Origin of the sequence: Burkholderia catarinensis, from assembly GCF_001883705.2 — a bacterium.
Taxonomy (GTDB): domain Bacteria; phylum Pseudomonadota; class Gammaproteobacteria; order Burkholderiales; family Burkholderiaceae; genus Burkholderia; species Burkholderia catarinensis.
This window is the reverse complement of sequence record NZ_MDEQ02000008.1, coordinates 95,259-120,854: the sequence shown is the minus strand read 5'-3', so window position 1 is coordinate 120,854 and position 25,596 is coordinate 95,259. Positions and strand designations below refer to the sequence as shown.

The following is a 25,596-nucleotide window of genomic DNA, read 5'->3' as shown; positions in this document are numbered from 1 at the left end:
AGACCCCGTACGGAGACACCATGTCGTATTTCGAACACATTCCCGCGATTCGCTACGAAGGTCCGCAGTCGGACAACCCGCTGGCTTACCACCATTACGACCCCGCGAAGCGCGTGCTCGGCAAGACGCTCGCCGAGCATCTGCGGATCGCGGTCTGCTACTGGCATACGTTCGTGTGGCCGGGGAACGACATCTTCGGGCAGGGTGCGTTCCGGCGGCCGTGGCAGCAGCCGGGCGACGCGCTCGAGCGGGCGCGGCTGAAGGCCGATGCGGCGTTCGAATTCTTCACGAAGCTCGGCACGCCTTTCTATACGTTCCATGACACCGACGTTGCGCCGGAGGGCGACAGCCTGCGCGAGTACACGGCCAATTTCGCGCGAATGGTCGACTATCTCGGCGAGCGCCAGCAGGCGAGCGGCGTGCGGCTGCTGTGGGGCACCGCGAACCTGTTCTCGCACCCGCGCTTCGCGGCCGGCGCCGCGACGAACCCGAACCCCGACGTGTTCGCGTGGGCCGCGACCCAGGTGTGCCATGCGCTCGACGCGACGCACCGGCTAGGCGGCGAGAACTACGTGCTGTGGGGCGGCCGCGAAGGCTACGAGACGCTGCTCAATACCGACCTGAAGCGCGAGCGCGAGCAGTTCGCGCGCTTCCTGTCGATGGTCGTCGAGCACAAGCACCGGATCGGCTTCACCGGCGCGCTGCTGATCGAGCCGAAGCCGCAGGAGCCGACCAAGCACCAGTACGACCACGACGTCGCGACCGTGCACGGCTTCCTCGTACAGTACGGACTGCAGAACGAGATCCGCGTGAACATCGAGGCGAACCACGCGACGCTCGCCGGTCATTCGTTCCATCACGAGATCGCGAATGCGTTCGCGCTCGGCGTGTTCGGCAGCGTCGACGCGAACCGCGGCGACCCGCAGAACGGCTGGGACACCGACCAGTTTCCGAACAGCGTCGAGGAACTGACGCTCGCGTTCTACGAGATCCTGCGCCACGGCGGCTTCACGACCGGCGGGATGAACTTCGACGCGAAGGTGCGCCGCCAGAGCATCGATCCGGAAGACCTGTTCTACGGCCACGTCGGTGCGATCGACGTGCTCGCGCTCGCGCTCGAGCGCGCGGCGGTGCTGATCGAGAACGACCGGCTCGACGCGCTGCGCCGGCAGCGCTATGCGCAGTGGGACGACGCGTTCGGCCGCAAGATCCTGTCGGGCGGCTATACACTGGAGTCGCTCGCGGCCGAAGCGCTCGCGCGCGGCGTGGACCCGCAGCATGCGAGCGGCGCGCAGGAGCGGTTCGAGAACATCGTGAACCAGGCGATCTACGGGCTGCGCTGACGCCATGTATATCGGACTCGATCTCGGCACGTCGGGCGTGAAGGCGGTGCTGCTCGACCGCGGCGGTGCGGTGCGCGCGAGCGCGAGCCGCCCGCTGACGGTGAGCCGGCCGCGGCCGCGCTGGTCCGAACAGGCGCCGCGCGACTGGTGGGGCGCCGCATGCGGCGCGCTCGCCGCCGTCGTCGGCGACGCACGCGCGGCCGGCATCGATCCGCGCGACATCGACGCGCTCGGGCTGACCGGGCAGATGCACGGCGCGACGCTGCTCGACGCGCACGGCGACGTGCTGCGCCCCGCGATCCTGTGGAACGACGGCCGCGCGGATGCGGAGTGCGCGGAACTCGAGCGGCTCGCGCCCGCGCTGCGCGCCGTGGCCGGCAACATTGCGATGCCCGGCTTCACCGCGCCGAAGCTGCTGTGGGTGCGCCGTCACGAGCCCGACGTGTTCGCGCGCATCGCGTCCGTACTGCTGCCGAAGGACTATCTGCGCTACCGGCTGACCGGTGCGTTCGCAACCGATCCGTCGGATGCCGCCGGCACGCTGTGGCTCGACGTCGCGAAGCGCGACTACGACGACGCGCTGCTTGCCGCGTGCGGGCTGTCGCGCACGCAGATGCCGACCGTGTTCGAGGGCAACGGCGTGACCGGCACGCTGCTGCCGGCCGTCGCGCGCGCGCTCGGGCTGCGCGAGATTCCGGTGGTGGCCGGCGGCGGCGACAACGCGGCCGGCGCGGTGGGCGTCGGCATCGTGCGGCCCGGCGATGCGCTGCTGTCGCTCGGCACGTCGGGCGTCTATTTCGCGGTGTCGGACGGGTTTCGCGCGAACCCGGAATCGGCGGTGCACAGCTTCTGTCACGCGCTGCCGGATACGTGGCACCTGATGTCGGTGATGCTGAACGCGGCCGGCTGCCTCGACTTCAGCGCGCAGCTGGCCGGTTACGACGGCGTCGCGGCGCTGCTCGACGATGCCGAGACGAACGCGCGCGCCAGCCGCCCGTGGTTCCTGCCGTACCTGAGCGGCGAGCGTACGCCGCACAACGACGTGAATGCGAAGGGCGTGTTCTACGGGCTCACGCCCGACACGCAGCGCGCGGATCTCGCGAATGCGACGCTCGAAGGCGTCGGTTTCGCGCTGCTTGACGGCATCGACGCGCTGCATGCGGCCGGGCTCGCGCCCGACAGCATCACGGTGATCGGCGGCGGCTCGCGCAGCGCGTACTGGACGCAGATGCTCGCCGACCTGAGCGGCCGCGCGCTGACGCTGCGCGCGGGCGGCGAAGTGGGGCCGGCGCTGGGCGCCGCGCGCCTTGCGCATCTCGCGCTCGAACCGGATGCGCCGCTCGACGACGTGTGCCCGCAGCCGCCGATCGTCGCGGTGCGCGAGCCCGACCTCGCGCGGCATGCGTGGTATCGCGATGTGCGGCGTCCGACGTTTCGCGCGCTTTACCGCGCGCTCGAACCGGTGTTTGCAACGGGCGCATGACGTGCGGATTGCCGGCGCGATGCCGCGCGTTGCAGTGACTCGATGCGGGCGGCGCATTCCGGCGGCCGCCCGGCGTTCGTGAGGTGGTTCCATAACAAGGAGTTGGAGACATGAAATCCGTGACGCGTCGTACCGTATTGAGTTCGCTTGCCGGCGCCGCTGCGCTGGCGATCCTCGCGCTGGGCGCACCGCTCGCGCATGCGAGCAAGGACAAGCCCGAGATCGGCTTCTGCATCGACGACCTGCGGGTCGAGCGCTGGTCGCGCGATCGCGATTATTTCGTCGCGGCGGCGACGAAGCTCGGCGCGAAGGTGTCGGTGCAGTCGGCCGACGCGAGCGAGGAGCGGCAGATTTCCCAGATCGAAAACCTGATCTCGCGCGGCGTCGACGTGATCGTGATCGTGCCGTTCAATTCGAAGACGCTCGGCAACGTCGTCGCCGAGGCGAAGAAGGCCGGCATCAAGGTCGTGTCGTACGACCGTCTGATCCTCGACGCCGATGTCGACGCGTACATCTCGTTCGACAACGAGAAGGTCGGCGAACTGCAGGCGCAGGGCGTGTTCGACGCGAAGCCGAAGGGCAACTACTTCCTGCTCGGCGGCGCGCCGACCGACAACAACGCGAAGATGCTGCGCGAGGGCCAGCTGAAGGTGCTGAAGCCGGCGATCGACCGCGGCGACATCAAGGTTGTCGGCCAGCAATGGGTGCCCGAGTGGAGCGCGTCGACCGCGCTGCGGATCGTCGAGGACGCGCTCACCGCGAACAGCAACCGGATCGACGCGATCGTCGCGTCGAACGACGGCACCGCGGGCGGCGCGATCCAGGCGCTCGCCGCGCAGCATCTGGCCGGCAAGGTGCCGGTGTCCGGGCAGGATGCGGATCTCGCGGCGGTCAAGCGCGTGATCGCCGGCACGCAGACGATGACCGTCTACAAGCCGCTGAAGCTGATCGCGAGCGAAGCCGCGAAGCTCGCCGTCGATCTCGCGAAGGGCACGAAGCCCGCGGTCAACGCGCAATACGACAACGGCAGGAAGAAGGTCGACACGGTGCTGCTGCAGCCGACGCTGCTGACCAAGCGCAACGTCGACGTGGTCGTGAAGGACGGCTTCTACACCCAGGCCCAGCTGGCGAGCCAGTAACGGCACGACGGATGCGATGCACGCGGCCGGCCATGCGGGCGGCCGCGTGCTCACTGCGAGGCGATGAACGTATGACCGAACCCTTGCTGACGATGCGCGGCATCGTCAAGGCATTCGATGGCGTGAAGGCGCTCGACGGAATCGACCTGACCGTGCGACCGGGCGAGTGCGTCGGCCTGTGCGGCGAGAACGGCGCCGGCAAGTCGACGCTGATGAAGGTGCTGTCGGGCGTCTACCCGCACGGCACGTGGGACGGCGAGATCCGCTGGGAAGGCGCGCCGCTCGTCGCGTCCGGCGTGCGCGACACCGAGCGCGCGGGCATCGTGATCATTCACCAGGAGCTGATGCTCGTGCCCGAGCTGTCGGTGGCCGAGAACATCTTCCTCGGCAACGAGATCACGCTGCCCGGCGGCCGCATGCACTACGCGGAGATGGTCCGGCGCTCGGAGGCGCTGCTGCGCGAGCTGCGGATCGACACGATCAACGTCGCGCAGCCGGTGATGAACTACGGCGGCGGCCACCAGCAACTGATCGAGATCGCGAAGGCGCTGAACAAGCGCGCGAAGCTGCTGATCCTCGACGAGCCGTCGTCGTCGCTGAGTGCCGCCGAGACGCGCATCCTGCTCGACATCGTGCGCGACCTCAAGCGCCGCGGCGTCGCGTGCGTGTATATCTCGCACAAGCTCGACGAGATCGACGCGGTATGCGACACCGTGGCCGTGATCCGCGACGGCCGCCATGTCGCGACGGAGCCGATGCGCGCGCTGACCACCGACCGGATCATCGCGATGATGGTCGGGCGCGAGATCCGCAATCTGTATCCGCGCGAGCCGCACGAGATCGGCGACGTCGTGCTGGAGGCGCGCAACGTGACCTGTCACGACGTGACGAACCCGCGCCGCAAGCGCGTCGACGACGTGTCGTTCAGCGTGCGGCGCGGCGAGATTCTCGGCGTCGCGGGGCTCGTCGGCGCGGGCCGCACCGAGCTGATGCAGGCGATTTTCGGCGCCTATCCGGGCGCATGCACGGCGACCGTGCTGATGAACGGCCGCCCGCTCGCGATCCGCTCGCCGGCCGACGCGATTCGCGCCGGCATCGCGATGGTGCCGGAGGATCGCAAGCGCCACGGGATCGTGCCGCAGCTTGGCGTCGGCCACAACATCACGCTGTCGGTGCTGCGCCGTTTCGCGGTGCGCGGGCGGATCGACGCGGCCGCCGAACTCGATGCGATCCGCACCGAGATGCAGCGGTTGTCGGTGCGTGCCGCGCATCCGTTCCTGCCGATCGCGAGCCTGTCCGGCGGCAACCAGCAGAAGGCGGTGCTCGCCAGGATGCTGCTGGCCGACCCGCAGGTGCTGATCCTCGACGAGCCGACGCGCGGCGTCGACGTGGGCGCGAAGGCGGAGATCTACCGGCTGGTCTTTGCGCTCGCGAAGCGCGGCGTCGCGCTGATCGTCGTGTCGTCGGAGTTGCCCGAAGTGCTCGGGCTGGCCGATCGCGTGCTCGTGATCGGCGAAGGCGAGCTGCGCGGCGATTTCGCGAACGACGGCCTCACGCAGGAACAGATCCTCGGCGCCGCGCTGAAGCCCGCGCGGCGTCCGGCCGAACCCATTGCAACGAGTCCGACATGAATACCGAACTTTCCTCCTCTTCCGCCGTGCCGCCGGACGCCGACGTGCGTCGCGCGCACGGTCATCCGTTGCGCCAGGTCTTCGTGCGCTACAAGGTGCTCGCGCTGCTGGTCGCGGTCGCGGCGATCTGGGCGTTCTTCTCGGTGCTGACCGACGGCGCGTTCGTCACGCCGCGCAACGTATCGAACCTGTTGCGGCAGATGTCGATCACCGGGATGCTCGCGTGCGGGATGGTGTTCGTGATCATCGCGGGCGAGATCGACCTGTCGGTCGGCTCGCTGCTCGGGCTGCTCGGCGGCGTCGCCGCGATCCTCGACGTCAATCGCCACTGGCCGGTCGCCGCGACGGTGCCGGCGGTGCTCGCGCTTGGCGTGCTGGTCGGGCTGTTCAACGGCTGGTGGTCGACCTACCGGCGCGTGCCGTCGTTCATCGTCGGGCTGGGCGGGATGCTCGCGTTCCGCGGCATCCTGCTCGGCGTGACGGGCGGCTCGACGATCGCGCCGGTGTCCGACGGCTTCGTGTTCCTCGGTCAGGGCTACCTGCCGCGCGTGGCCGGCGATGGCCTCGCGGTGCTGCTGTTCGCGCTTGTCGCGCTGCTGGTCATGCGGCAGCGCGGTACGCGGCGCCGCTACCGGCTCGCGGTCGCGCCACTGTGGCAGGACGTCGCGAAGATCGTCGGCGCCGGTGCCGTGCTGTTGGCGTTCGTCGCGACGCTCGACCGTTACGGCGGTATCCCCGTGCCGGTGCTGCTGCTGCTCGCGCTGCTCGGTGCGTTCTCGTGGATCGCGACACAGACCGTGTTCGGCCGACGCATCTATGCCGTGGGTTCGAACCTGGAGGCGACGCGGCTGTCGGGCGTCGACACCGATCGCGTGAAGCTCGCGATCTTCGCGCTGATGGGGCTGATGTGCGCGTTCGCGGGCATCGTCAATACTGCGCGGCTCGCGGCCGGCTCGCCGTCGGCCGGCACGATGGGCGAGCTCGACGCGATCGCCGCGTGCTTCATCGGCGGCACGTCGATGCGCGGCGGGTCGGGCACCGTCCATGGCGCGCTGATCGGCGCGCTCGTGATGGCGAGCCTCGACAACGGGATGTCGATGCTCGACGTCGACGCGTACTGGCAGATGATCGTCAAGGGCGCGGTGCTGGTGCTGGCGGTGTGGATCGACGTGGTGTCGCGGTCGAACCGGCGGTGAGGCGGCGTTTGGCCACCACTCGACGAGAGGAAGACATGAAACGGAACCCGGTTCCCATGCCCGGTATCTCCGCGCTGGCGGCTGCGCCGATCACGGAACCGGACGTCGCACAGGATCACGAACCGGTGCTCGGCCTGGGCGATCCGCGCGACCGCCGCGTCATTGAGGACGCGCTGCGCGCGCTGCTGCGGGAGCGCTCCGAAGCGCTCGCGTTCGCGATGCGCATCGCGGACGAGTGCGACCGGCCGAGGCCCGACGTGAGCGATTTCACGCTGACCGACATCATTCGGCTGGCGCGTGTCGTCGAGCGAGCGCAGCGTTAGGGCAACGCAACCCAGGAACTCGCGATCGTCGGCATCCGCCACCGCTTCTGAACGCCAAACGCCAAACGCCAAACGCCAAACGCCAAACGCCAAACGCCAAACGCCAAACGCCAAACGTTGCGCGTCATGGCAGCGGCACGCCCCACGCCGCTGTCACGTCGCCGCCGAGCCGCCATTCGCTGAACGGGCGGCGCGGCGCGATGATCGCCGGCAGGCGGCGATCGCCGAAACGCGCGTAGTACGGCTCGATCCAGCTCAGTTCGTCGCGGAACGTCCACGGAAACAGGTCCTGCTTGATCGGCGTGATCTTCCTGAAGCTCGCGGGGTCCTCCACCGCGTCGATCACGAGATTGGCGAGGCGGCCGATCGCACCATCGTTCTCGCGATAGAGATCGATGTTGCGCCGTTGCACGAGTTCGGCCGCGAAAACGAGCGGCAGCAGGGCAAAGGTGTGATAGTGGAGTGCGCGGTTTCCGCGCTTGACTTCGCGCGCGAGCGAACCGTCCGGGCCGATGTCGCGAATGCCTTCGCGTACCCGCAGCAAACCGGAATCGATCAGGCTTGCATTGTCGGTGACGGTGCCGATGGCGATCAGGTCGAGCCCTGCCCAGTACACGAGATTGTTGTGCAGGGGGTTGATCGCTTCCGAATTGCGGGTCGCGATCGCGATGCGTTCGAGCCATGGGTCGATCGCGTTGAATTGCGCGCGGTTCGCTTCGCGCAACCCGCGCGGCATGCGCAGGATCACCATCGCGAAATCCGTGCCGGCCCACGAGCGCTCGTAATAGCCCTGATAACCGGATATCCGGCCCATCAACGCATCCGATTGTGCCCAGCTGTCGAGCAGGCTCAATGCGCACGACCAGTCGCCGTGATCCGCCGCGGTGTTCAGCTTCGCGACGAAGTCGCGCATCGGCTTCACGTCGCGCGCATAACCGGTGGGATCGTCATAGTAGCCGGGCGGATCGATCGTCCGCGCGGGGGCCGGCACTTCGCATGCGTGGCTGGCGGAGCCAGCGCCGACGAGCGTGCCGACGGCGAATGAAACGGCCAACAAGGTTCGAACGGAAAGGGCGCGCATGGGGTGCTCGACGGTGGCGTTGCGGGGCGGGCGCTGGACCGGAGGCAGTCTAGCGTCCCGGGCTTTCACCCGGCTTTCCCGGTCGAGCCGTTGCGGTTCCGATCCGGCAGGCCACCGGTGCGATGCCTTGCGGCCACGCCGGCCCGGCCGACCTGCTTTGGCACGTCGCGCAGCGCGGCGCTTACGCCCGGCCGCGCGGTTCGGGTTCGGCGGCTGACGCGCGATATCCGTCAGCCGTCCGGGCCGGCCTAGAACGAGTAGGCGAGTGATGCGAACAGGCTGCGCGGTGCGCCTGGCGTGACCCACAGGCTGTTGTACGAGCTGACGTAGGTGGTGCGATTGAACAGGTTGTTCAGCACGACAGACGCACGCAAGTGCTTGTTGACCTGAAGGTAGCCGTTGAGCTGGACGGTCGCATAGGCCGGCAGTTCGAAACCGTCGCTCGTGTTGGCCGTGTTGCCGGCCCGGCGCCCGACATAGATCACGCCGGCACCGGCACCGGCCTTGTCCGCGAACGGCAGCGTGGTCTCGTACATGAGCAGCGCGCTGCCGCTCAGCCGCGGTATGTCGACGAGGCGTGAACCGGGCGCCAGCACGGTGTCGCGCGTGACTTCGGCGTCGACGTACGCGAAGTTGGCGACGCCGCGCAAGCCGTGACCGAGGTCGCCGCTCCATTCGAATTCGACGCCGCGGCTGCGTACTTCGCCCGCCGCACGCGAGAAGCCCGCATTCGCCGGATCGGCGGTGAGCACGTTGCGCTTGGTGACGTAGAACGCCGAGACGGTCGTGAGCCAGCGCGCGCCCGCCCATTTCGCGCCTGCTTCGTAGCCATGGCCCTTCTCGGGATCGAATGCGCGGCCGTCGACGTCGGCACCGTTGTTCGGCCGGAACGAATACGCGGTGTTCGCATACAGCGACAACGCGGGACTCATTTCATACACGACGCCGATACGGGGACTCAGCGCGCTCTGCAACTGGCTGGTCGTCACTCCCTTCAGGCGGTTCTCGATCGATTGATGGAAGCGATCCCAGCGCAGCCCGGCCAGGATTTTCCAGTGCGGCCCGAACGCAAGCGTGTCCTGTGCGTAGATGCCTTGGCCGTTGTCGCGTTCGAGCAGGTCGGTCGCGGTGCGCGGCGTCGGCGCAGGCTGGCCATAGACCGGATCGAAGATGTCGATTGCATAGGGCGCAGCGGCGCTCGGCGTGGAGCGTGTGACGAACTGGTCGTAGTTGAAGCGATACGCATCGACACCCATCACGAGCGTATGGCCGATGCCGCCCGTGCGAAACGTGCCGGTCGTCTCGAGGCGGCCTTGCAGGTCGTTCGAGTGAAACGCGACTTGCCGGTAGCGGCGCCACAGTGTGCGGCCGTCCGGTTGCAATGCGAATGCCTCGGACGAGCGTCCCGACAGGTCGGTGTCGCGTTGCGCGACGCCGGCGTTGATCGACCAGCTTGAATCGATGCGATGCTCGAGCGTGAACTGGTGGCCCGTGTTGCGCACGTCGTAGTCGCCGTCGCGCGGCTCGCCGAGGAAGCGCGACGCCGGAATCGCGCCAAGCTGCCCATTGACCGCCAGCACGCCGCGATCGAGCGGTGCGCGCTGACGCGCGCTCTCGAACTCGTAGTGGAGCGTCGTATCCGCACCGATGTCCCAGGTGAACGACGGCGCGAACAGGTAGCGTTTGCTCGACACCGTATCGCGAAAGCTGCCGTTGTTCTCGTCCATCGCGATGAAGCGGTACGCCAGCGATTTCGTGACGGGGCCGGTCGAATCGAGTGTCGTGCGCAACGCACCGTAGCTGCCGGCCGACACGCCGATGGTGTTCGAGCGTGCAAACTGCGGCTGCTTCGTCGTATAGCTGATGATCCCGCCCGGATCGCCGCGGCCATACAGCGCGGACGCCGGCCCCTTGAGCACTTCCATGCGCTCGAGGGTGGCGGTGTCGCGCGGGACGCTCATCCCGCGATTCCACGAGAAGCCGTTGACCAGGTAGTCGGTGCCGGACGTGTTGCCGTCGCCGGCGAAGCCGCGCACCGCGTAGTTGTCCCACAGGCCGCCGAAGTTGTTCTGTCGCGAGACGCCCGCGACCCAGTCGTAAAGATCATCGCCGCGTGTCGCGGCAACGGTCTGGATCAGTTTCGTATCGACGCTGCTGACCGCGAACGGAATCTCCATCACGTCCGCCTCGCTGCGCGTCGCGCTCGTCGATTCGCGCGTTCGAAACGGCGCCGTCGCGCGTTGCGAGGAGATCTCGATGGCGGGCAGCGACATTTCCTGCGCGTCGGCGGTGCCCACGCCGGCCGTGCCGACGACGATGGCCATCGGTGCGGCCGCCCAGTTCTTCCTGCTCATACCCGTCCTTTGGTGTGGTTCGCGTTCGGGCACGGCGGGCGGCCTCGCGCCGGCATCGGTGTTCCAAACAGTACATTCGCGCGGAAATTTAATGCAAATGAGAGGCATTTGCAATCGTAATTTCAAGAATCGGCGAACGAAGCGAAACGGAGGGCAACGTGGACAAGGTCGGGGGTTACGCATGGCGCCGCACGATGCATCGCAACGCGGACGCAAACGCGTGCCGGCGCCCGTGCGCCGATCAATCCGGGTCGGTTTTCAGGCCGCCGTCGATCCATCGCGCTTCGGACGCGCGAAGATGGGCGCGAATCGCCGTCTGGGCCGCAATCGGATCGCCGGCCTGCAACGCGAGGAGTACGTCCTCGTGCTCCCGCACGGCGGCGGTCCAGGTCTGCGGATTCTCCGCGTGGCCGCGCATGGCTGCCGCGATCGGGTCGTGGCGGCTATCGAACAGCTCGCCGACGAAGCGGGTGAGCACCGAATTGCCGGCGGCTTCCGCGATCAGCATGTGGAACTGCCGGTCGGCTTCGACGGGTGACTTGCCGGCCTCCGCGAGTCGCTTCATCCGCTGAACCGTGCGCCGCAGGCGATCGAGCATCGCGGCCGTCATCCGCGCGGCGGCCAGTCCGGCGACGCTGCCTTCGTCGGCCGCTCGAGCCTGCATCAGTTCCGACGGACTGTCGCCGAGCGTGACCATCGTGCCGACAGCGTCGGCCGGCTGGAGGTGGCCGATGGCGCGCGTCGCAGCGCGGTGCCGGCATCGCGGCTGACGGTCGGCCTGCAATGCGGCGGGTCCGACGGCTACTCGGGGATCACGGCGAATCCGGCGCTCGGCGCGGCCGTCGATCTGCTGGTGCGCAACGGCGGCACGGCGATTCTGTCCGAGACGCCCGAGATCTACGGCGCGGAGCATCTGCTGATCGCGTGTGCGGCCTCGCGCGACGTGGCCGAGCGTCTCGTCGGCAGGTTGCAGTGGTGGGAGCGCTACGTCGCCGACAACGGCGGCGAAATGAACAACAATCCGTCGCCGGGCAATATCGCCGGAGGCATCACCACGATTCTCGAGAAGTCGCTCGGCGCGGCACGAACGCGCTCACGAAACCTTGCTCCTCACCTGCCGTACGTGCAGCCATAGCGCGGATATCAGGAAATAGACGGCACCTACCGCCGCATAGCCTGCAATCTTGATGATGGCCGGCGGCGTGGTCGCGTGGCTTTGGACGATGAAGAACGTGCCGGCCAGCGCGGATTGCGCGCCGCTCAGGACCATCACCCACTGCGCACCGAAATGCTTCCAGCGACGTACCGCGGTGCCGAGCTGAAGCCCGCCGGAAAGAATCGCCCAGATGCCGAACACCGTGAGCACGGCCTGCATGCCCGCATTCAACGCCAGCAATGCTGCAACCGTCGTGATGGCGCTGATCGCGACGTTGACGGCCTGCGTGCGGTTTTCGGCCATCCCGCCGCTGCGAGACATGTCGACGAAGTTGGCCAGCGCATCCCAGGCCGGATAAACAAAGAGCAGGACCGCCGCGCCGGCCGGGTTTTGCCGACCGACGGAAAACGCCAGCACGACCCAGATCGCCGAGAATATCGCTCGGGAAAAGTAATATCGTTTCAGCCATTGTTCTTCGCCGGGGAGACTGTATTCAGGGTAACGATCAACCATTCTTTCACTCCTTGGTACATCAAACCATCGTTCCGGTCGGCCTGGATGGTTTCCACGATCGGGACAGCAACGTGACCGGATTTCCACTGCGCCGAGTATCTCAATCGCCCTGACCGCCCGCTATCGGTCAGATGACCGATAGGGGCACGGCCAGCCGCTCGCGTCGGTGCGGACAGGCATTGCCCGTCGGTTGTCGCGGAGCGCTGCGCGCGGCCGCCGATGCGCCGGCTCACGCGTGACTCGACGTCGTCGCGTATGATCGATTGCCCATCCCCGTGAATTTCTCCCCCCTTCCGATGTTCGACGCCGAAGCCAGTCACGCCCCGCTGCGCATATTCGACTCCGTGAGAGCGCTTGCTTTTATCGGCGATCTCAGCATGGGACAGCCGACCGACCATTCGCTGCGTACCGGCTGGCTGGCGGCAAGCCTCGCGCACGCGGCAGGATTCGACGCGGCGGTTTGCGCGACGGTCCGCGAGGTGTCGCTGCTGCGTTGGTCGGGCTGTACGGCGAACGCGGCAGGTTTCGCGCAGGTGTTCGGCGACGACGTCGCGATCCGCACCGCGATGCTCGAGAGCCGGCCCGGCATGGCCGAAGCAATCGGCGGTGCCGGCGCCGCGCTGATCCCGCTTGCGCAGATTCACTGCGAAGTCTCGGGCGAAGTCGCGCGAATACTGGGTCTTTCGACGGCAACGGAAACCGCGCTGCGGCACATTTTCGAAACCTGGGACGGCAACGGGCTGCCCGCGCGACTCGTGCACGAACAGGTGCCTGCGCCCGTGTCGATCGTGGCGCTTGCCGGCGATCTCGAGGTGCTGAGTCGCGCGTACGGCATCGAGCGGGCCCTGGAATTGATCGGGCAACGCTCGGGGGCACGCTATCCGGCCGTTCTCGTCGAGACGACCGCACGCCAGGCGAGGGACTGGCTGACGGAACTGGAGCGCGTATCGGCGGACGACCTGGGTGCCGCATTGGCGACGCCGGACATGCAGGGCGCGACGTCGGCGGAATTGATTGCGGACATCATCGATCTGAAACTGCCGTGGATGACGGGTTTTTCGCGCTCGGTCGCGTCGACGGCGGCCGCGTGTCATGCCCGTCTCTCGCCCGATGAAGCGGGGCGCGAGCTCGTCTACCGGGCTGGATTGATTCATGGCATCGGCAGAGCCGCGGTGCCGAACGGTGTGTGGAATCTGCCGACGCGGCTGCCTGCGAGCGCATGGGAAAAGGTGCGCCTCGTGCCGTACTGGACCGAGCGCGCCGGCAGACAGACCGGCGCACTGGGTGAAGCCGCGGTGCTTGCGTCATATGCGTATGAACGGCAAGACGGTTCCGGGTATTTTCGCGGCGCGCGCGATCCGGCGCTGACGCTGGAAGCGCGCGTGCTGGCGGCGTCGGTGGCGTGGGTCGCGTTGCGCTCGACGCGTCCGTGGCGCACGGCGCTGACCGATGTGGCTGCCGCCAGCCTGTTGCAGGAAGAAGCTGCGCGTGGCCGGCTATGCGGCGAAGCGGTGGAGGCGCTGGTGACGGAAGGCGCACCTGTCGTCACGCGCGCCGCGAGACGCACGTCGCATGATGGCCCACGCCTGTCCGCACGGGAAGTCGACGTACTGCGCGCGATTTCCCGCGGCGCGAGCAACAAGGAAGTCGCGAAGGAACTGGCCATGAGCCCGAGCACGGTACGCACCCACGTCGAGAAGGCGTTTCGCAAGCTCGAATGTTCGACACGCGCTGCGGCGACGCTCAAGGCATCGGCGATGGGGTTGCTCTAACGGGATTGGCGTTGCGTATCCGCTTTCGTGCCGGTGTCGACGAGACGGCCCGGCCAGCACGATATCCGGTGTACCGCCGACCCGCACCGTCATGTGCCGGACCGTGCAACGCGCTTCGCGTAACGGCATCCGATACTGCACGTTGCCGTTGGCAAGCGGGATCTCCTTGTCGTCCGCTTCAGCGACTCGAAGTATCGATGATGCGTTGCGCCGTTCAAGTGGGCCAGTCATTCACGCGTTCGTGACGATCCAGCGCCCTTGCGTCGGCGTCTGCCCACCGGCACCACAACCCCGCGATAACGAAGTAGACCGCGCCCATGGCTTCGCTCGAAAGCAGCGCGCCGGCCAGCGCCGATCCTGCCCCGCACGAGATCGCTCTCCACGGTGCGCCGGTGCGCTTCCAGCGACGCGCCGCATTGCCGATCTGAAACAACCCCGAAAGAACGGCGCACACGCCGAATACCCGAGGTAGCCCGCTCGCCAATGTCATGATGAAGATTTGACGTACCGACATTGCAGTCATCCTCCTGGCATTCGGGCGAGCGATTGCTGATCGTGACATTCAATTGTTCGCGGCGCCATCGGACAAAAGACCGATAGCGCCGGAACAGAGCGGCCAGGATAGCGACGAAGCCGGACGTGTCGAACGTCGTTCGTGCGCGATGGGTAAAAAGGCAATCGCGTCGCCACGGAGAAGTTGCGAGCGAACCAAAGGGGCACCTCCGGTGCCTGCGCCGATACAGTTCGTCGCAGGCAGGAGAGGGGTGGCCACGGCTGGCGGTCACGGTTGTTTGCGTCCAGGGCCGAGCGCTGACCCGCAACGCGCTTTGCAGAGGCTCCGCGGCACGGTGATGGCCTCGTACATTTGCGCCGGCGCAGGAAATCAGCGAGCCTGCCCCAACTGCTCGTCGATCGTCCGGGTGAGCGGAGACTGGACATCTCCCGTGTGCCTGGTCTGCACGGGCTCGATCAGCACGATCCAGCATTCGTCGTCGGCGACCGGATTGTGCTGCGTGCCGCGCGGCACGACGTGCATCGAGCCGGCGGGCAAGTCGACGACGCGGCCGCCTTCATACTCGATCCGGAGGTGTCCGCGCACGACGAAGAACAGCTCGTCTTCATGCGCGTGGTCGTGCCACACGAGCTGGCCGCGTACTTTTGCGACCTTCACATACTGATCGTTGACCTGCGCGACGACCTTGGGTGACCAGTATTCGGATACATCGCCGAATGCAGCCTCGAGGTCGAACGATTCGGCAAACGGAACGGCAGGCAGGGTCATCTCGTCTCCAGAGGCAGTTGTACGTACTCGGGATCGAAACCGGCACGTTGCCGATCGTCGATACGTCGGGAAAAGCCCATTATATTGACGCCGCTACTACGCTGCGCGACGGGCGAATGCCGACCATCCGGCTCTCGTCGCGGGTCGCATCTGCGTTGCCGTCGTCGACGGCGGCGGCAGGACGGTCGCGGCGAACCGGTCGCGCATGACGACCGGTTCGCCCGCTTCCGACCTCGTGCGCTGTCGCTTGTGGCATGAACGTGCCGCGCCGCGCTCAGCGGGCGAGCGCTGCCACGAAGTCCCGGTACGCGCGCAGCGGGCGGCCAAGGATCGCGGTCAGCCGCTCGACATCGCCGGCCTCCGGCACCAGCCCGTCGCTGACATAGCGTTCGGCCATCAGGCGCATCTCGTAGGCCATCCATTTCGGCATGACATTCGCCAGATTGTTTTCGAACGCGGTGGGATCGTCGCCGCCGTAGGCTACCTGGCGGCCGAGCGTCTCCGACCAGATGGACGCCAGTTCCGGGCCCGTCAGCGTGTCGGGCCCGACCAGGTTGACGGTCTCGACCGGCAGCTTGCCGGGCGCGTCGTTGTGGCGAATCAGCTCGATCGCCGCGACTTCCGCGATATCGCGCACGTCGATCATCGCGACCCCCTTGCTGCCGATCGGTATCGGGTAGACACCGTGATTGACGATCGCGTCCTTGACCATCAGTTCGTTGTCCATGAAATACGAGGCGCGCAGGATCGTCGCGCTGAAGCCCATTTGCTCGATCATCCGCTCGGCGGCGGATTTCACCGCGAAGTGCGGCACGTTGACGAAGCGGTCGGCGTGGAGCACCGACAGATAAACGACGCGCTCGATACCCGACTCGCGGGCCAGGTTCAGCGCGATCAGCGCCTGCGTGAATTCGTCACCCGCCACCCCGTTGAGCAGGAACAGCGTGCGCATGCCGGAGAAGGCCGTGCGAAGCGAGTCGATGTCGAGCATGTCGCCCTGCACGACGGTCACCGCGGCCGGAAAATCGGCTTTGGACGGATCGCGCACCAGCACGCGCACGCCGGCGCCGCGATTGACGAGTTGATGGACGACCTGGCGGCCGACACGGCCGGTGGCGCCGGTAACGAGAATGGTCATGATGTTCACTCCTGGGGTAACGGTTGGGTTGACTGCCCACGTAAGTTAAGTGATCCACACATGATCCGGAAGATGTGATAAATAGACGAGGTGTCTCATTGGTGGAACGCATGGACCTTCTCGCTCTCGCCGATTTCAATCTCGTCGCCCGTCATGGCAGCTTCGGGGAAGCCGCGCGCGCGGCGGGGCGCCCGAAGGCGACGCTGTCGCGCCGCGTCACGGAACTGGAGAACAGTCTCGCGCTGCGCCTGTTCGAACGCGGCTCGCGTGGCGTGAAGCTCACGCAGGAGGGGCGCGCACTTTACGAGCGGACGGGTGCGCTGCTCGCCGAGCTTGCCGACAGCGCATCGGCGATCGCATCGGGGAGCGAGCGGCCGCGCGGACGGCTGCGCATCAGCGCGCCGATGGTCTTTTCCCAGTTCGCAATGGGGAAGCTGGTCGCGACGTTCGCGCTGAAATACCCCGACGTGCGGCTGGAGGTCACGACGGAGGATCGGCCCGTCGACATGATCGAGGAAGGGTACGACCTCGTGATTCGCGTGAACCCCGACCCGGATGAAAGCCTGATCGGGCGCGTGTTCCTGCGCGACCGGCTGGTCGTCGTGGCGAACCCCGCGCTGGCGCGGCCGAGCGGCGATGCGGCCGTGCCGGTTGTCGTTCGCGGTGTGGACGACAGGCGCGCGGCATGGGAGGTCACGGGCCCGGCGGGGACGGCCCGCCTGTCGATCGAGCCCGTCGCCCGGCTGTCGTCGCTCATCATGATCCGCGATACGGTCCGTATCGGCCTGGGCGCCGCTTGCCTGCCGGTGTCGCTCGTGAGCCACGACCTGGCCGCCGGCACGCTCGTCAGTTGGGGCGACGTGCCGGGGCCTGATATCGCGCTATGGGCACTGTATCCTTCCCGGCGGTTGTTGAACGCTCGCGTTTCCGCGTTTCTGGATCACCTCAAGGACGCCTTTCCGGCTGGCCGGCCGGAAGAACTGGCTGCCTACATCGGACCGGGGCAGTGAAAGGGCGCCGGTCGCGACGGCCGGTCGGGATGCCGCGGCGGCGCGATCGCGCTACGACCGGTCGCGATTGCGCGCGCGCGTCGCGCCCGTGATCACCGCGATGCCGAACAGAATGACGGCCACGATCTCGATGATGTGCTGCGACACGTGCAACGTCATCAATCCCCATGCCACGCCGCCGATGAAAATGATCCATCCGACCAGGTAGATAAGCAGGGTCATCGTTCTTCTCCTTGCGGTTCGGGTTCATCGATCGGACTGCCGTCGCGCGGCGGCCGTTTTATCCGGCCGAACGTAAAACCCGGCGGCGTTTCGTCGTACCCGTGCCGCCAGCTGTCGAGCGATTGCAGGCTGTAATGCGTGCCGTTGATCTCAATCGTTTGCATCCGGCCGGACGCATAGCGCAACGCATCAGGCCTTTCGAATAGCAGGTGCCGCGCCATCCGTCGTAGCGCCAGCCTGAAATGCCGATATGAATCTCGCCGATTGTGCATGTCACGTCGATGCGCGAATGCCCGTAGGTCGACAGGTAATCGAGGCGTCGAGCAATGCGCGTGCCACCGCGCGGCACGCATCTTGCTCAGCCGGCGTATCGCGTGAAGTATTCGACAGTCAGCGCTTCGTCCACGCGTTTAGCACGACGCGCGAGTCGCGCGGTCCGCGCGACCCGCCGCGTACGAGACTACGACGCCGACAACGTCACCGACACGCCCGTCGCCGTATAGACCGGCGTTGCCTTGAACCCGTCCACCGTCACCGTCGAGAACTTCGCCGCGCCGGCAGCGCCGTCGATCAGCGCGATGGTGTCGCCGGCCTTCGGCGCATAGCCGTTCACGAACTTCACGTGCAGCGTGCCGCCCGCGACGGTGAGCGTGCCGCCCACGCGCAAGCGCCCGCCGCCGTTGCCGTCGATGTCGAGTTCGAGCGTCGTGTTGTCGAGCTGCGTATAGCGGGTCGCGACCGTGACGGGCGCGCCGGCCGCAATCCGGATGCCGCCGCCGGAACCGACGTACACGTCGCCGTTGCCGAACGCGGTCGCGGATGCGGCGGCGAGCGTGCCGCCGCCGACTTGCGTGCCGCCCGTGTAGCGGTTGTTGCCGGCCAGCGTCAGCGTGCCGGTGCCTTGCAGCGTCAGCTTGCCGGCGCCCGCGATGTCGTTGCGCCACTGGTCGGCGGCGTTGAGTCCGCCCTTCGACGCGTCCATCGACACGGTCACGTTGCCGTTGAACGCGCCGTAGCCGTCGGCGGCCGCGAACAGGTTCAGGCGGCCCCAGCCTTCCGCATCGTCCATGACCGGATAGCCGGACGTCATTTCGGTGGTCTTCAGCACGACGCGCCGCTGGTCGGCGCCCAGATACGGGAAGCGCGTCTGCAGCAGGATCTCGGCCCCCTTCGGCACCACCGGCGGCGCGTCGGTCGATTCGATCGCACCGAAGCCGAACGTCATGCGGCGCAGGAACGCCGCCTTGTTCGTCGCGTAATCGGCGAACCGGTCGGTCGCGGTCGTGCCCGAGCGCGCGAACGCGCCGAACGTCGCATCGGTGGTGCCCGTGAGCTGCTGCAGCGTCTGGTGCGCCTGGCCGTACGCGGCCTGCGCGTCGCCGGCGTAAGCGCTCAGGTTGGCCGCGCTGACGGCCAGCGCGAGCATGCGGCCGCCGATCACGTCGAGCGGCGAGTGCATGCCGGCGAGGATCCGGTTCTCGCCCAGTTCGAGGCCGCGGCCGACCATTTCCTGGAAGCGCTCCGGAACGAGCCACGCCATCGTCGTCGCATCGCGCATCGCCTCGGCTTCGTGGCCGCTGATGAAACCGCCGTCGGTCGCGGGCGTCGTGCTTTCCGCGGGAACGAGCGTCGGCGCGACGACGACGCTCGTGCTCCAGCGATACGGCCGCGCGTACTTGTAGAAGCGCTTCGAGGGTTCGGTCGACGCGTTGTTGCCCATTTCGTTGAGCAGATCGACGACTTTCCCGAAACCGGCGTTGCCGCTGCCGCCGACACCGACGTTGTTGCCGGAGTCGTTGTACAGGACGGTCGTGGCATCGGCGGGCACGCTGGTGATGCTGGTCGCCTGCTGGGCGGCGGTGCGCCATGCCGCGGTGAGCGGGCCCATGCCGTCGGTCACGCTGTAGCCCTTGCCGCGCCGGTCGTCGTAGTACGCGGCATCGGCCTGCTGCGGCGTGCGTGCGGTCGTTGCGTTGACCACATATTGAACATTGGCCGCCAGCACCGCGTCGTTCAGGATCGTGCCGCACGGCGCGCCGCTGCCGGGCAGTCCCGAGCAGGTGGAAGGCGAGACGGCCGGAAATGCGCCGTTCGCCGGCGCGTTCACGCCCGCATCGACCAGCATGGTCGACGGTTGCCAGAGATCGAGGAAGCGGCTCACGACGCGCACCGCGGCGTTCGTCGACAGCGTCGCATAGCGCGCGTCGCCGCGCTGGTTGGTCGCGATGTTGTCGACGAAGGCCGGCACGCTCGGCACGGGCGCGCTGTCGACGAAGCCGGGGTCGGCCGGCGGCGCCGGAACGGCAGCGGTTGTCGTATTCGTCGAGACGACATCGTCGCCGCCGCCGCAGGCAGCCAGTACGATCGCGCTGGACAGGGCTGCGACGTGCAGCGGGAAACGGCTTCGTGACACGAGCATGCGAGACTCCATCCTGAGGGTCAAAGATGGCGGATTGTCGTGGGCGATCGTGACGCAGCCGTTAAGGATTTGTTTCGGAGCGCGGTCGATGCGCGTGAATTCTCACTATTTGGTGAATTCGTGATGCTGAACATGTCGGCGGATCGATCCGGTCGTCGGCGAAGCCCGGAAATGGACGGCTACGCGCAAGCCGGGCGTGCGCTTTCGAAACAGAGATCGGAACCGCAGTGCTCACGCCGCTTGGGCGGACGATTCCGCGTCGGCGAGGCACACGCGGTTTCGGCCCTGGCGCTTGGCCGCATAGAGGGCGAGGTCCGCCTGATGCGATAACGCATGCACGGACGCCGGCCGCGCGCGATGGCCGGTCGCGCAGCCGATGCTGACCGTGAAGGCCGGAATCGTCGCGTCGAATCCGTCGAGCCGGTTGAGTTCCACGGCGCGGCGAATCGCTTCGGCGATCTTCGCGGCACCGCGCTCGTCCGTATCGGGCAACACCGCGACGAATTCCTCGCCGCCGTAACGTGCGGCGAGATCGCCGCGCCGTCGCGTATGCGCGCGCACGCATGCGGCAAGAAAGCGCAGCGCGGTGTCGCCTTGCGCGTGGCCGTACCGGTCGTTGTACTGCTTGAAGTGATCGGCGTCGATGAACAGCACCGACAGGCTGCCGTCGCTGCCGCGCTGCAGCCGTTCCCATTCGTCGGCGAGCGCGGCATCGAGCGCGCGACGGTTGTGCAGGCCCGTCAGCGGATCGGTGCGTGTCAGGTCGGTGAGCAGCGTCTGCTTGCGCAGGTTGTCCCGCAGCGCGAATGCGAGCAGCCACACCACCGCGCAGAACAGCGCGCCGATGACGGACGCCGACACGCCGACCGTCCACGTCAGGTGCGTGATGCCGGCCAGCACGTCGCTCTCGGCCGGCGCGACCACGGCGATCAGCGGCGTGCCGGGTACCCGCTGGTACGTATACAGCCGCACCGTTCCGTCGATGCTCGAGCGCGCAGCATAGTAGCCCGATTCGTTGCTCACCATCCGCTCGAACGACTTCGACCGGCGCAGGCGAACCATCTGGTGATCGTTCAACGGCGGATTTCGCGCGAGGATCGTGCCGTCCGCGCGCAGGATCGCGCTGATGCCGTGCGGTCCGACGTTCAACCGCGACAGCAGCTGATCGAAGTAGGCGAGGTCGACGGCGACCACCGCGATCCCGTTGAACGCATGATCCGGCCCGTCGATGCGCCGCGACAGTGCGATCGATTCGGTGCCGCTGCGCGAACGCGCCCGGTACGCCTCGGACACGTAGAGGCCGACGTGGTCCGAATCGCGATGGACCTTGAAGTAGTCGCGATCGCTGAAGTCCCAGTTGTGGGTCGGGCCGCAACAACCGTCGATCAGCCGCCCGTGGCGGTCCGTCACCCCCATGCCGGTCACGTATTGCGCGGCCGTGCGCTCGAACAGCACGTCGTGACGCAACCCGGCGTCCAGGCGCACGATGGCGGGGTTGCCGAGATCGGCGGCGAGTGAGACCAGCGCGTTGTTGGAGGTTTCGACGGTGCGCGCGATCTCGCTGACCAGGACGGCCGCGACGTTGCGCGAAGTCTCGTGCGCATGTCTGACGACTTCGCTTCGCGCGGCCCACAGCGTCACCGCGCTGATGCCGAGCGCCGCGACCGACATCAGCGTACCCAGCACACCGACGATCATGGGGTGGCGGCCGGCCCAGTCGGCAATTTTCTCGATCGAAGTGGGTGCAGGCATGGCTCGCGCTCGTACGGGAAGCCGGCTGCGACAGCAGCGGCGCTGGTCAAACCCGAGTTAACGGCAGGGTTGCCCGGAAATCGAGGCCGGCATGCGAAGCGATGACTGCACGGGAGCCGCAAACGTGTGCGGTCGGGGCGCGCCGGCGGCGGCGCCCCGCGCAACGACTGCGTAACAGCGGCGGATGAGAGCGGCGGACGAGGGCGACGGGTGGCTTCAGTCGAGCCCGCCCTGGCACAGGTACTTGATCGACAGGTAATCGTCGAGGCCATAGCGCGAGCCTTCGCGGCCGTAGCCCGATTCCTTCACGCCGCCGAACGGTGCGGCCTCGCTCGCGAGCGCGCCTTCGTTGATGCCGACGATGCCGGTTTCGAGCCGCGCCGATACGCGCGCGATGCGCCGCACGTCCTGCGTGTAGAAATACGCGGCGAGCCCGAACGGCGTGTCGTTCGCGGCGTCGACGGCTTCATCTTCCGTGTCGAACGGAAACAGCGCGGCGATCGGGCCGAAGGTTTCCTCGCAGGTCAGCTGCATGTCGGCGGTGGCATCGGCGAGCACGGTCGGCGCGTAATAGTTCGGACCGAGTTCGGTCAGGCGCTTGCCGCCCGTGAGCACGCGTGCGCCGCGCTCGATTGCATCGCCGACGTGGCGTGCGATCTTGTCGACTGCGCGTGCGTTGATCATCGGGCCGATCCGCGCGTCCGGATCGGTCGCCGGCGCGACCTTCAGCGCGGCGACACGGGCGGTGAGTTTGGCGGCGAATGCCTCGTAGACGCCGGCCTGCACGTACACGCGGTTCGGCGACACGCAGGTCTGCCCGCCATTACGGAACTTGGCGGCCATCAGCCCGTCGACGGCGGCGTCGAGCTCGGCATCGTCGAACACGATGAACGGCGCATTGCCGCCGAGTTCGAGCGACAGCTTCTTGAGCGTCGCGGCCGATTCGCGCGCGAGCAGCTTGCCGACGGGCGTGGATCCGGTGAACGTGATCTTGCGCACGCGGCCGTCGGCGAGCCAGTCGCCCACCGCTTCGATGCCGCGCTCGCGCGATGCGGCGATCATGTTCAGCACGCCGGGCGGCAAGCCGGCCTCCTGCGCGAGGAAGGCGAGCGCGAGGGCGGTCAGCGGCGTGTCCTCCGCCGGCTTCGCGACGACCGTGCAGCCTGCCGCGAGCGCAGGCGCGATCTTGCGCGCGATCATCGCGAGCGGGAAATTCCACGGCGTGATCGCGGCGACGACGCCGATCGGCTCCTTGAGCGCACTCAGCCGCTTGCCGCGCTGCTGTTGCGGAATCAGGTCGCCGTAGGTGCGGGTCGCTTCCTCCGCAAACCACAGCACGTACGACGCGCCGTATGCAACTTCGCCGCGCGCTTCGGCGAGCGGCTTGCCCTGTTCGCGCGACATCAGCTTCGCGAGATCGTCGGTGTGCGCGACGATCGCCGCATGCCATGCGCGCAGGATCGCCGCCCGTTCGCGGGCTGGTGTCGCACGCCATCCGGGCAACGCGCGGGCTGCCGCGTCAGTGGCGGCGCGCGCATCGGCCGCGCCGCAGTCGGGTGCGTGGGCAACGGTTTCGAGCGTTGCCGGATCGGTGACGTCGAAGCGACGGCCGTCGAGCGCGTCGCGCCACGCGCCGTCGATCAGGTTGGCGGTGCGCACGAGTTCGGTTCGGGACAGCGTAAGCGGCATGACAGGTCCTTGGATGAAGCGGTTCGGCGGCGGCGCGGGCGTGCGACTCCCCCGCGCGGACAGCACGCTGCCGCGTTCGAGGGTGCCGCCCGCTGTTTCGTCAGTGCCGCTCGCCGAACAGCGATTCGAGTGGGTAGTGTCGCTTGACGAACGGCGACTTGATGATCACGTAGCTGAAATACTTCTCGATGCCGATGTTCTGCTCGAGCAGTCCTTCGACGATCGTCTGGTAGTGGCTCACGCTGCGCGTGATGAACTTGAGCAGATAGTCGTAGCCGCCGCTCGCGAGATGGCATTCGACGATCTCGTCGACATTGCGGATCGCCGCGACGAACCGGTCGAAGTCCTCACGCCGGTGATCGGCAAGCGTGACTTCGGTAAACACCACCTGCACGTCGCCGAGCTTCTCGAGCTGGATGTGCGCGCCGTACCCGCCGATGTAGCCGGCCTTCTCGAGCCGCTTCACGCGGATCAGGCACGGGCTGGGCGACAGCCCGACCGCATCGGCCAGTTCGACGTTGGTCATGCGGCCGCGCTTTTGCAACTGGGAAAGGATGCGCAGGTCGATGCGATCTAGCTTGCTGTCCGTCATGGTCGCGTGAGAGGGCAAAAATGGAATGTCCGGTTACTTTAGAGTCGAACGATGGTTGCCACAAGCCCGGCATTCCCTTGTCCGGCTCATGCCGGCTGAGCATGCGCGGCGTCGAGCGCGCGCTGCACGCCCGGGTCGGCCAGCACGTCGTCGAGCGTCTTGCGCACGCGTTCGAACATCAGGTCGAACTCGCCCGCCGTGAAGCTCAGCGCCGGCGCGAAACCGAGCACGCCGTCGCTGAACGAGCGGAACACGACGCCGTTCGCGTACGCGGCAGCGGTAATTTTTTCGGGCACGTTCAGCGCCGGGTCGAAGCGCGTCTTGCGCGCCTTGTCGGCCACCAGCTCGAGCGCGCCGAGCAGGCCGACCGAACGCGCATCGCCGACGAGCGGATGCGCGCGCAGCGCGTCGAGCCCCCCGGCGAAGTGCGGCGCCATCGCCTGGCCGTTCGCGAGCAAGCCGCCCTCGTGATAAAGCTTCAGCACCTCGAGGCCGATCGCCGCGCTGACCGGATGCGCGGAATACGTGTGGCCGTGCCCGACCACCGCGGAATCGGCGCGACTGCCCGCGATCCCTTCATAGATTTCATCGGACATCAGTACCGCGCCCATCGGCGCATAGCCGGCGGTCAACCCCTTCGCGACGGTCATCAGGTCCGGCTCGAGGCGCTCGGTCTCGGACGCGAACAGCGGGCCGGTACGGCCGAAGCCGGTGATCACCTCGTCGGCCACGAACAGGATGCCGAGGCGCCGGCACGCGTCGCGCATCGCCTTCAGCCAGCCTGCCGGCGGCACGATCACGCCGCCGGAGCCTTGCACGGGCTCGCAGAAGAACGCCGCGACGTTGTCCGCGCCGAGCTCGGCGACCTTCGCTTCGAGCGCGGCGACGGACGCGGCGATCAGCGCCTGCGGATCGTCGCCGAGCGGGTGGCGGTACGGATAGGGCGACGGAATGTGGTGCTGATCGGCGCGCGGCACGTCGAAATGGCGATGGAACACGGGCAGTGCGGTGAGCCCGGAGCCGATCGACGACGAGCCGTGATAGCCGCGCTCGAGCGCGATCATCTGCTTTTTCGACGGGCGGCCGGTCGAGTTGAAATAGTGCGTGATGAAGCGCACCGCGGAATCGACCGCGTCCGAGCCGCCGAGGGTGAAATACACGCGGTTGAGCGACGCGGGCGCGAGTGCCGCGAGCCGCTCGGCCAGCTCGATCGCCGGCTGCGACCCGAAGTGGAAATAGCCGGTTGCGTAGGGCAGCTTCGCCATCTGGTCGGCCGCCGCCTTGACGATGCTGTCGCGGCCGTAACCGACGTTGACGCACCACAGGCCCGAGAACGCATCGAGCAGCGTGTGGCCGTCCGCGTCGCGCAGGAATACGCCGTCGGCGGATTCGAGCACGGTGACGCCGCGCGCCTCGTGCGCGCGATAGTTGACGACGGGGTGGATCAGGTGTTGACGATCGGCTTCGATCAGCGCGGCTTGGTTCATGGCGGGGAGGGACT

20 protein-coding genes and 3 pseudogenes are annotated in these 25,596 nt (G+C 67.5%); 9 read left to right on the top strand and 14 right to left on the bottom strand.

The features are described from left to right. Window positions 1-20: 20 nt before the first annotated feature. The 6 genes from xylA (at window position 21) to BFF94_RS14905 (ending at window position 7,115) form a co-directional block, all read left to right on the top strand. Window positions 21-1,343 (top strand): xylose isomerase, encoded by a 1,323-nt coding sequence (xylA, locus tag BFF94_RS14930; RefSeq protein ID WP_128841539.1) that lies wholly within the window; start codon window positions 21-23, stop codon window positions 1,341-1,343. 4 nt (window positions 1,344-1,347) lie between these two features. Then, window positions 1,348-2,826 (top strand): xylulokinase, encoded by a 1,479-nt coding sequence (gene xylB / locus BFF94_RS14925; RefSeq protein ID WP_219139502.1) that lies wholly within the window; start codon window positions 1,348-1,350, stop codon window positions 2,824-2,826. Between the two features lie 110 nt (window positions 2,827-2,936). Next, window positions 2,937-3,965: a D-xylose ABC transporter substrate-binding protein gene (gene xylF / locus BFF94_RS14920; RefSeq protein WP_128849919.1), complete on the top strand. Its 1,029-nt coding sequence runs from the start codon at window positions 2,937-2,939 to the stop codon at window positions 3,963-3,965. A gap of 71 nt (window positions 3,966-4,036) precedes the next feature. Next, complete coding sequence (gene xylG, locus BFF94_RS14915; RefSeq protein ID WP_128849917.1) at window positions 4,037-5,596, top strand: D-xylose ABC transporter ATP-binding protein; 1,560 nt, start codon at window positions 4,037-4,039, stop codon at window positions 5,594-5,596. After that, window positions 5,593-6,792 carry a sugar ABC transporter permease gene (locus BFF94_RS14910; protein ID WP_128849915.1) on the top strand — a complete coding sequence of 400 codons (1,200 nt, stop codon included), beginning with the start codon at window positions 5,593-5,595 and terminating at the stop codon, window positions 6,790-6,792. The genes xylG and BFF94_RS14910 overlap by 4 nt, the downstream gene beginning before the upstream one ends. Before the next feature lie 35 nt (window positions 6,793-6,827). After that, window positions 6,828-7,115, top strand: coding sequence for a hypothetical protein (locus BFF94_RS14905; RefSeq protein WP_219139501.1), 288 nt, complete (start codon window positions 6,828-6,830; stop codon window positions 7,113-7,115). A gap of 124 nt (window positions 7,116-7,239) precedes the next feature. On the opposite strand, the gene BFF94_RS14900 is transcribed toward BFF94_RS14905, so the two are convergent. From BFF94_RS14900 to BFF94_RS14890, 3 genes and pseudogenes are all read right to left on the bottom strand, one after another. Further along, a complete protein-coding gene (locus BFF94_RS14900; RefSeq protein WP_246637316.1) occupies window positions 7,240-8,265 on the bottom strand; it encodes a mannuronate-specific alginate lyase in 1,026 nt (341 codons plus the stop codon). Window positions 8,266-8,444: 179 nt separating this feature from the next. Continuing rightward, window positions 8,445-10,550, bottom strand: a complete 2,106-nt coding sequence (locus tag BFF94_RS14895; protein WP_128849913.1) for a TonB-dependent siderophore receptor — start codon at window positions 10,548-10,550, stop codon at window positions 8,445-8,447. Window positions 10,551-10,791: 241 nt separating this feature from the next. After that, a pseudogene (locus BFF94_RS14890) lies at window positions 10,792-11,244 on the bottom strand (FadR/GntR family transcriptional regulator); the annotation flags it as partial. A 24-nt stretch (window positions 11,245-11,268) separates the two neighbouring features. Here BFF94_RS14890 and BFF94_RS14885 point away from each other — a divergent pair. Further along, window positions 11,269-11,679 (top strand): annotated as a pseudogene (locus BFF94_RS14885) (altronate dehydratase); the annotation flags it as partial. Here BFF94_RS14885 and BFF94_RS14880 read toward each other — a convergent pair. Continuing rightward, window positions 11,644-12,219, bottom strand: a complete 576-nt coding sequence (locus BFF94_RS14880) for a DUF308 domain-containing protein (RefSeq protein WP_128849911.1) — start codon at window positions 12,217-12,219, stop codon at window positions 11,644-11,646. The pseudogene BFF94_RS14885 and the gene BFF94_RS14880 overlap by 36 nt on opposite strands. 296 nt (window positions 12,220-12,515) lie before the next feature. On the opposite strand from BFF94_RS14880, the gene BFF94_RS14875 reads away from it, so the two are divergent. After that, entirely contained in the window at window positions 12,516-13,991 is a 1,476-nt protein-coding gene (locus tag BFF94_RS14875) for an HD domain-containing phosphohydrolase (protein ID WP_128849909.1), read from the top strand. Window positions 13,992-14,205: 214 nt separating this feature from the next. Here BFF94_RS14875 and BFF94_RS14870 read toward each other — a convergent pair whose 3' ends face one another. The 3 genes from BFF94_RS14870 to BFF94_RS14860 form a co-directional block, all read right to left on the bottom strand. Beyond that, window positions 14,206-14,505 carry a hypothetical protein gene (locus BFF94_RS14870; protein ID WP_128849907.1) on the bottom strand — a complete coding sequence of 100 codons (300 nt, stop codon included), beginning with the start codon at window positions 14,503-14,505 and terminating at the stop codon, window positions 14,206-14,208. Window positions 14,506-14,874: 369 nt separating this feature from the next. Next, window positions 14,875-15,273: a cupin domain-containing protein gene (locus BFF94_RS14865; protein ID WP_128849905.1), complete on the bottom strand. Its 399-nt coding sequence runs from the start codon at window positions 15,271-15,273 to the stop codon at window positions 14,875-14,877. Window positions 15,274-15,547: 274 nt separating this feature from the next. Further along, a complete protein-coding gene (locus BFF94_RS14860; protein WP_128849903.1) occupies window positions 15,548-16,411 on the bottom strand; it encodes an SDR family oxidoreductase in 864 nt (287 codons plus the stop codon). Window positions 16,412-16,521: 110 nt separating this feature from the next. Between BFF94_RS14860 and BFF94_RS14855 the strand changes: the two genes are divergently transcribed. After that, window positions 16,522-17,421: a LysR family transcriptional regulator gene (locus tag BFF94_RS14855; RefSeq protein ID WP_219139500.1), complete on the top strand. Its 900-nt coding sequence runs from the start codon at window positions 16,522-16,524 to the stop codon at window positions 17,419-17,421. A gap of 51 nt (window positions 17,422-17,472) precedes the next feature. Here the strand turns inward: BFF94_RS14855 and BFF94_RS14850 are convergent, their stop codons facing one another. The 7 genes and pseudogenes from BFF94_RS14850 to BFF94_RS14820 form a co-directional block, all read right to left on the bottom strand. Then, window positions 17,473-17,643 (bottom strand): hypothetical protein, encoded by a 171-nt coding sequence (locus BFF94_RS14850; protein WP_006397039.1) that lies wholly within the window; start codon window positions 17,641-17,643, stop codon window positions 17,473-17,475. Between the two features lie 68 nt (window positions 17,644-17,711). Then, window positions 17,712-17,920, bottom strand: a pseudogene (locus tag BFF94_RS14845) (DUF72 domain-containing protein); the annotation flags it as partial. 183 nt (window positions 17,921-18,103) lie between these two features. Then, a complete protein-coding gene (locus tag BFF94_RS14840) occupies window positions 18,104-20,062 on the bottom strand; it encodes a phosphatase PAP2 family protein (RefSeq protein WP_219139499.1) in 1,959 nt (652 codons plus the stop codon). 231 nt (window positions 20,063-20,293) lie between these two features. Continuing rightward, window positions 20,294-21,814 carry a sensor domain-containing diguanylate cyclase gene (locus BFF94_RS14835; protein ID WP_128849899.1) on the bottom strand — a complete coding sequence of 507 codons (1,521 nt, stop codon included), beginning with the start codon at window positions 21,812-21,814 and terminating at the stop codon, window positions 20,294-20,296. Between the two features lie 216 nt (window positions 21,815-22,030). Further along, entirely contained in the window at window positions 22,031-23,503 is a 1,473-nt protein-coding gene (locus tag BFF94_RS14830; RefSeq protein ID WP_128849897.1) for an NAD-dependent succinate-semialdehyde dehydrogenase, read from the bottom strand. A gap of 100 nt (window positions 23,504-23,603) precedes the next feature. Further along, window positions 23,604-24,095, bottom strand: a complete 492-nt coding sequence (locus BFF94_RS14825) for an Lrp/AsnC family transcriptional regulator (RefSeq protein WP_006749694.1) — start codon at window positions 24,093-24,095, stop codon at window positions 23,604-23,606. Between the two features lie 86 nt (window positions 24,096-24,181). Continuing rightward, on the bottom strand, window positions 24,182-25,582 hold the full coding sequence (locus BFF94_RS14820; RefSeq protein ID WP_128849895.1) for an aspartate aminotransferase family protein: 1,401 nt from the start codon (window positions 25,580-25,582) through the stop codon (window positions 24,182-24,184). Window positions 25,583-25,596 lie beyond the last annotated feature (14 nt).

Coding starts and splice junctions, on each gene's coding strand:
- xylA (WP_128841539.1), top strand. CDS start 21: ATGTCGTATTTCGAACACATTCCCGCGATTCGCTACGAAGGTCCGCAG.
- xylB (WP_219139502.1), top strand. CDS start 1,348: ATGTATATCGGACTCGATCTCGGCACGTCGGGCGTGAAGGCGGTGCTG.
- xylF (WP_128849919.1), top strand. CDS start 2,937: ATGAAATCCGTGACGCGTCGTACCGTATTGAGTTCGCTTGCCGGCGCC.
- xylG (WP_128849917.1), top strand. CDS start 4,037: ATGACCGAACCCTTGCTGACGATGCGCGGCATCGTCAAGGCATTCGAT.
- BFF94_RS14910 (WP_128849915.1), top strand. CDS start 5,593: ATGAATACCGAACTTTCCTCCTCTTCCGCCGTGCCGCCGGACGCCGAC.
- BFF94_RS14905 (WP_219139501.1), top strand. CDS start 6,828: ATGAAACGGAACCCGGTTCCCATGCCCGGTATCTCCGCGCTGGCGGCT.
- BFF94_RS14895 (WP_128849913.1), bottom strand. CDS start 10,550: ATGAGCAGGAAGAACTGGGCGGCCGCACCGATGGCCATCGTCGTCGGC.
- BFF94_RS14880 (WP_128849911.1), bottom strand. CDS start 12,219: ATGGTTGATCGTTACCCTGAATACAGTCTCCCCGGCGAAGAACAATGG.
- BFF94_RS14875 (WP_128849909.1), top strand. CDS start 12,516: ATGTTCGACGCCGAAGCCAGTCACGCCCCGCTGCGCATATTCGACTCC.
- BFF94_RS14870 (WP_128849907.1), bottom strand. CDS start 14,505: ATGTCGGTACGTCAAATCTTCATCATGACATTGGCGAGCGGGCTACCT.
- BFF94_RS14865 (WP_128849905.1), bottom strand. CDS start 15,273: ATGACCCTGCCTGCCGTTCCGTTTGCCGAATCGTTCGACCTCGAGGCT.
- BFF94_RS14860 (WP_128849903.1), bottom strand. CDS start 16,411: ATGACCATTCTCGTTACCGGCGCCACCGGCCGTGTCGGCCGCCAGGTC.
- BFF94_RS14855 (WP_219139500.1), top strand. CDS start 16,522: ATGGACCTTCTCGCTCTCGCCGATTTCAATCTCGTCGCCCGTCATGGC.
- BFF94_RS14850 (WP_006397039.1), bottom strand. CDS start 17,643: ATGACCCTGCTTATCTACCTGGTCGGATGGATCATTTTCATCGGCGGC.
- BFF94_RS14840 (WP_219139499.1), bottom strand. CDS start 20,062: ATGCTCGTGTCACGAAGCCGTTTCCCGCTGCACGTCGCAGCCCTGTCC.
- BFF94_RS14835 (WP_128849899.1), bottom strand. CDS start 21,814: ATGCCTGCACCCACTTCGATCGAGAAAATTGCCGACTGGGCCGGCCGC.
- BFF94_RS14830 (WP_128849897.1), bottom strand. CDS start 23,503: ATGCCGCTTACGCTGTCCCGAACCGAACTCGTGCGCACCGCCAACCTG.
- BFF94_RS14825 (WP_006749694.1), bottom strand. CDS start 24,095: ATGACGGACAGCAAGCTAGATCGCATCGACCTGCGCATCCTTTCCCAG.
- BFF94_RS14820 (WP_128849895.1), bottom strand. CDS start 25,582: ATGAACCAAGCCGCGCTGATCGAAGCCGATCGTCAACACCTGATCCAC.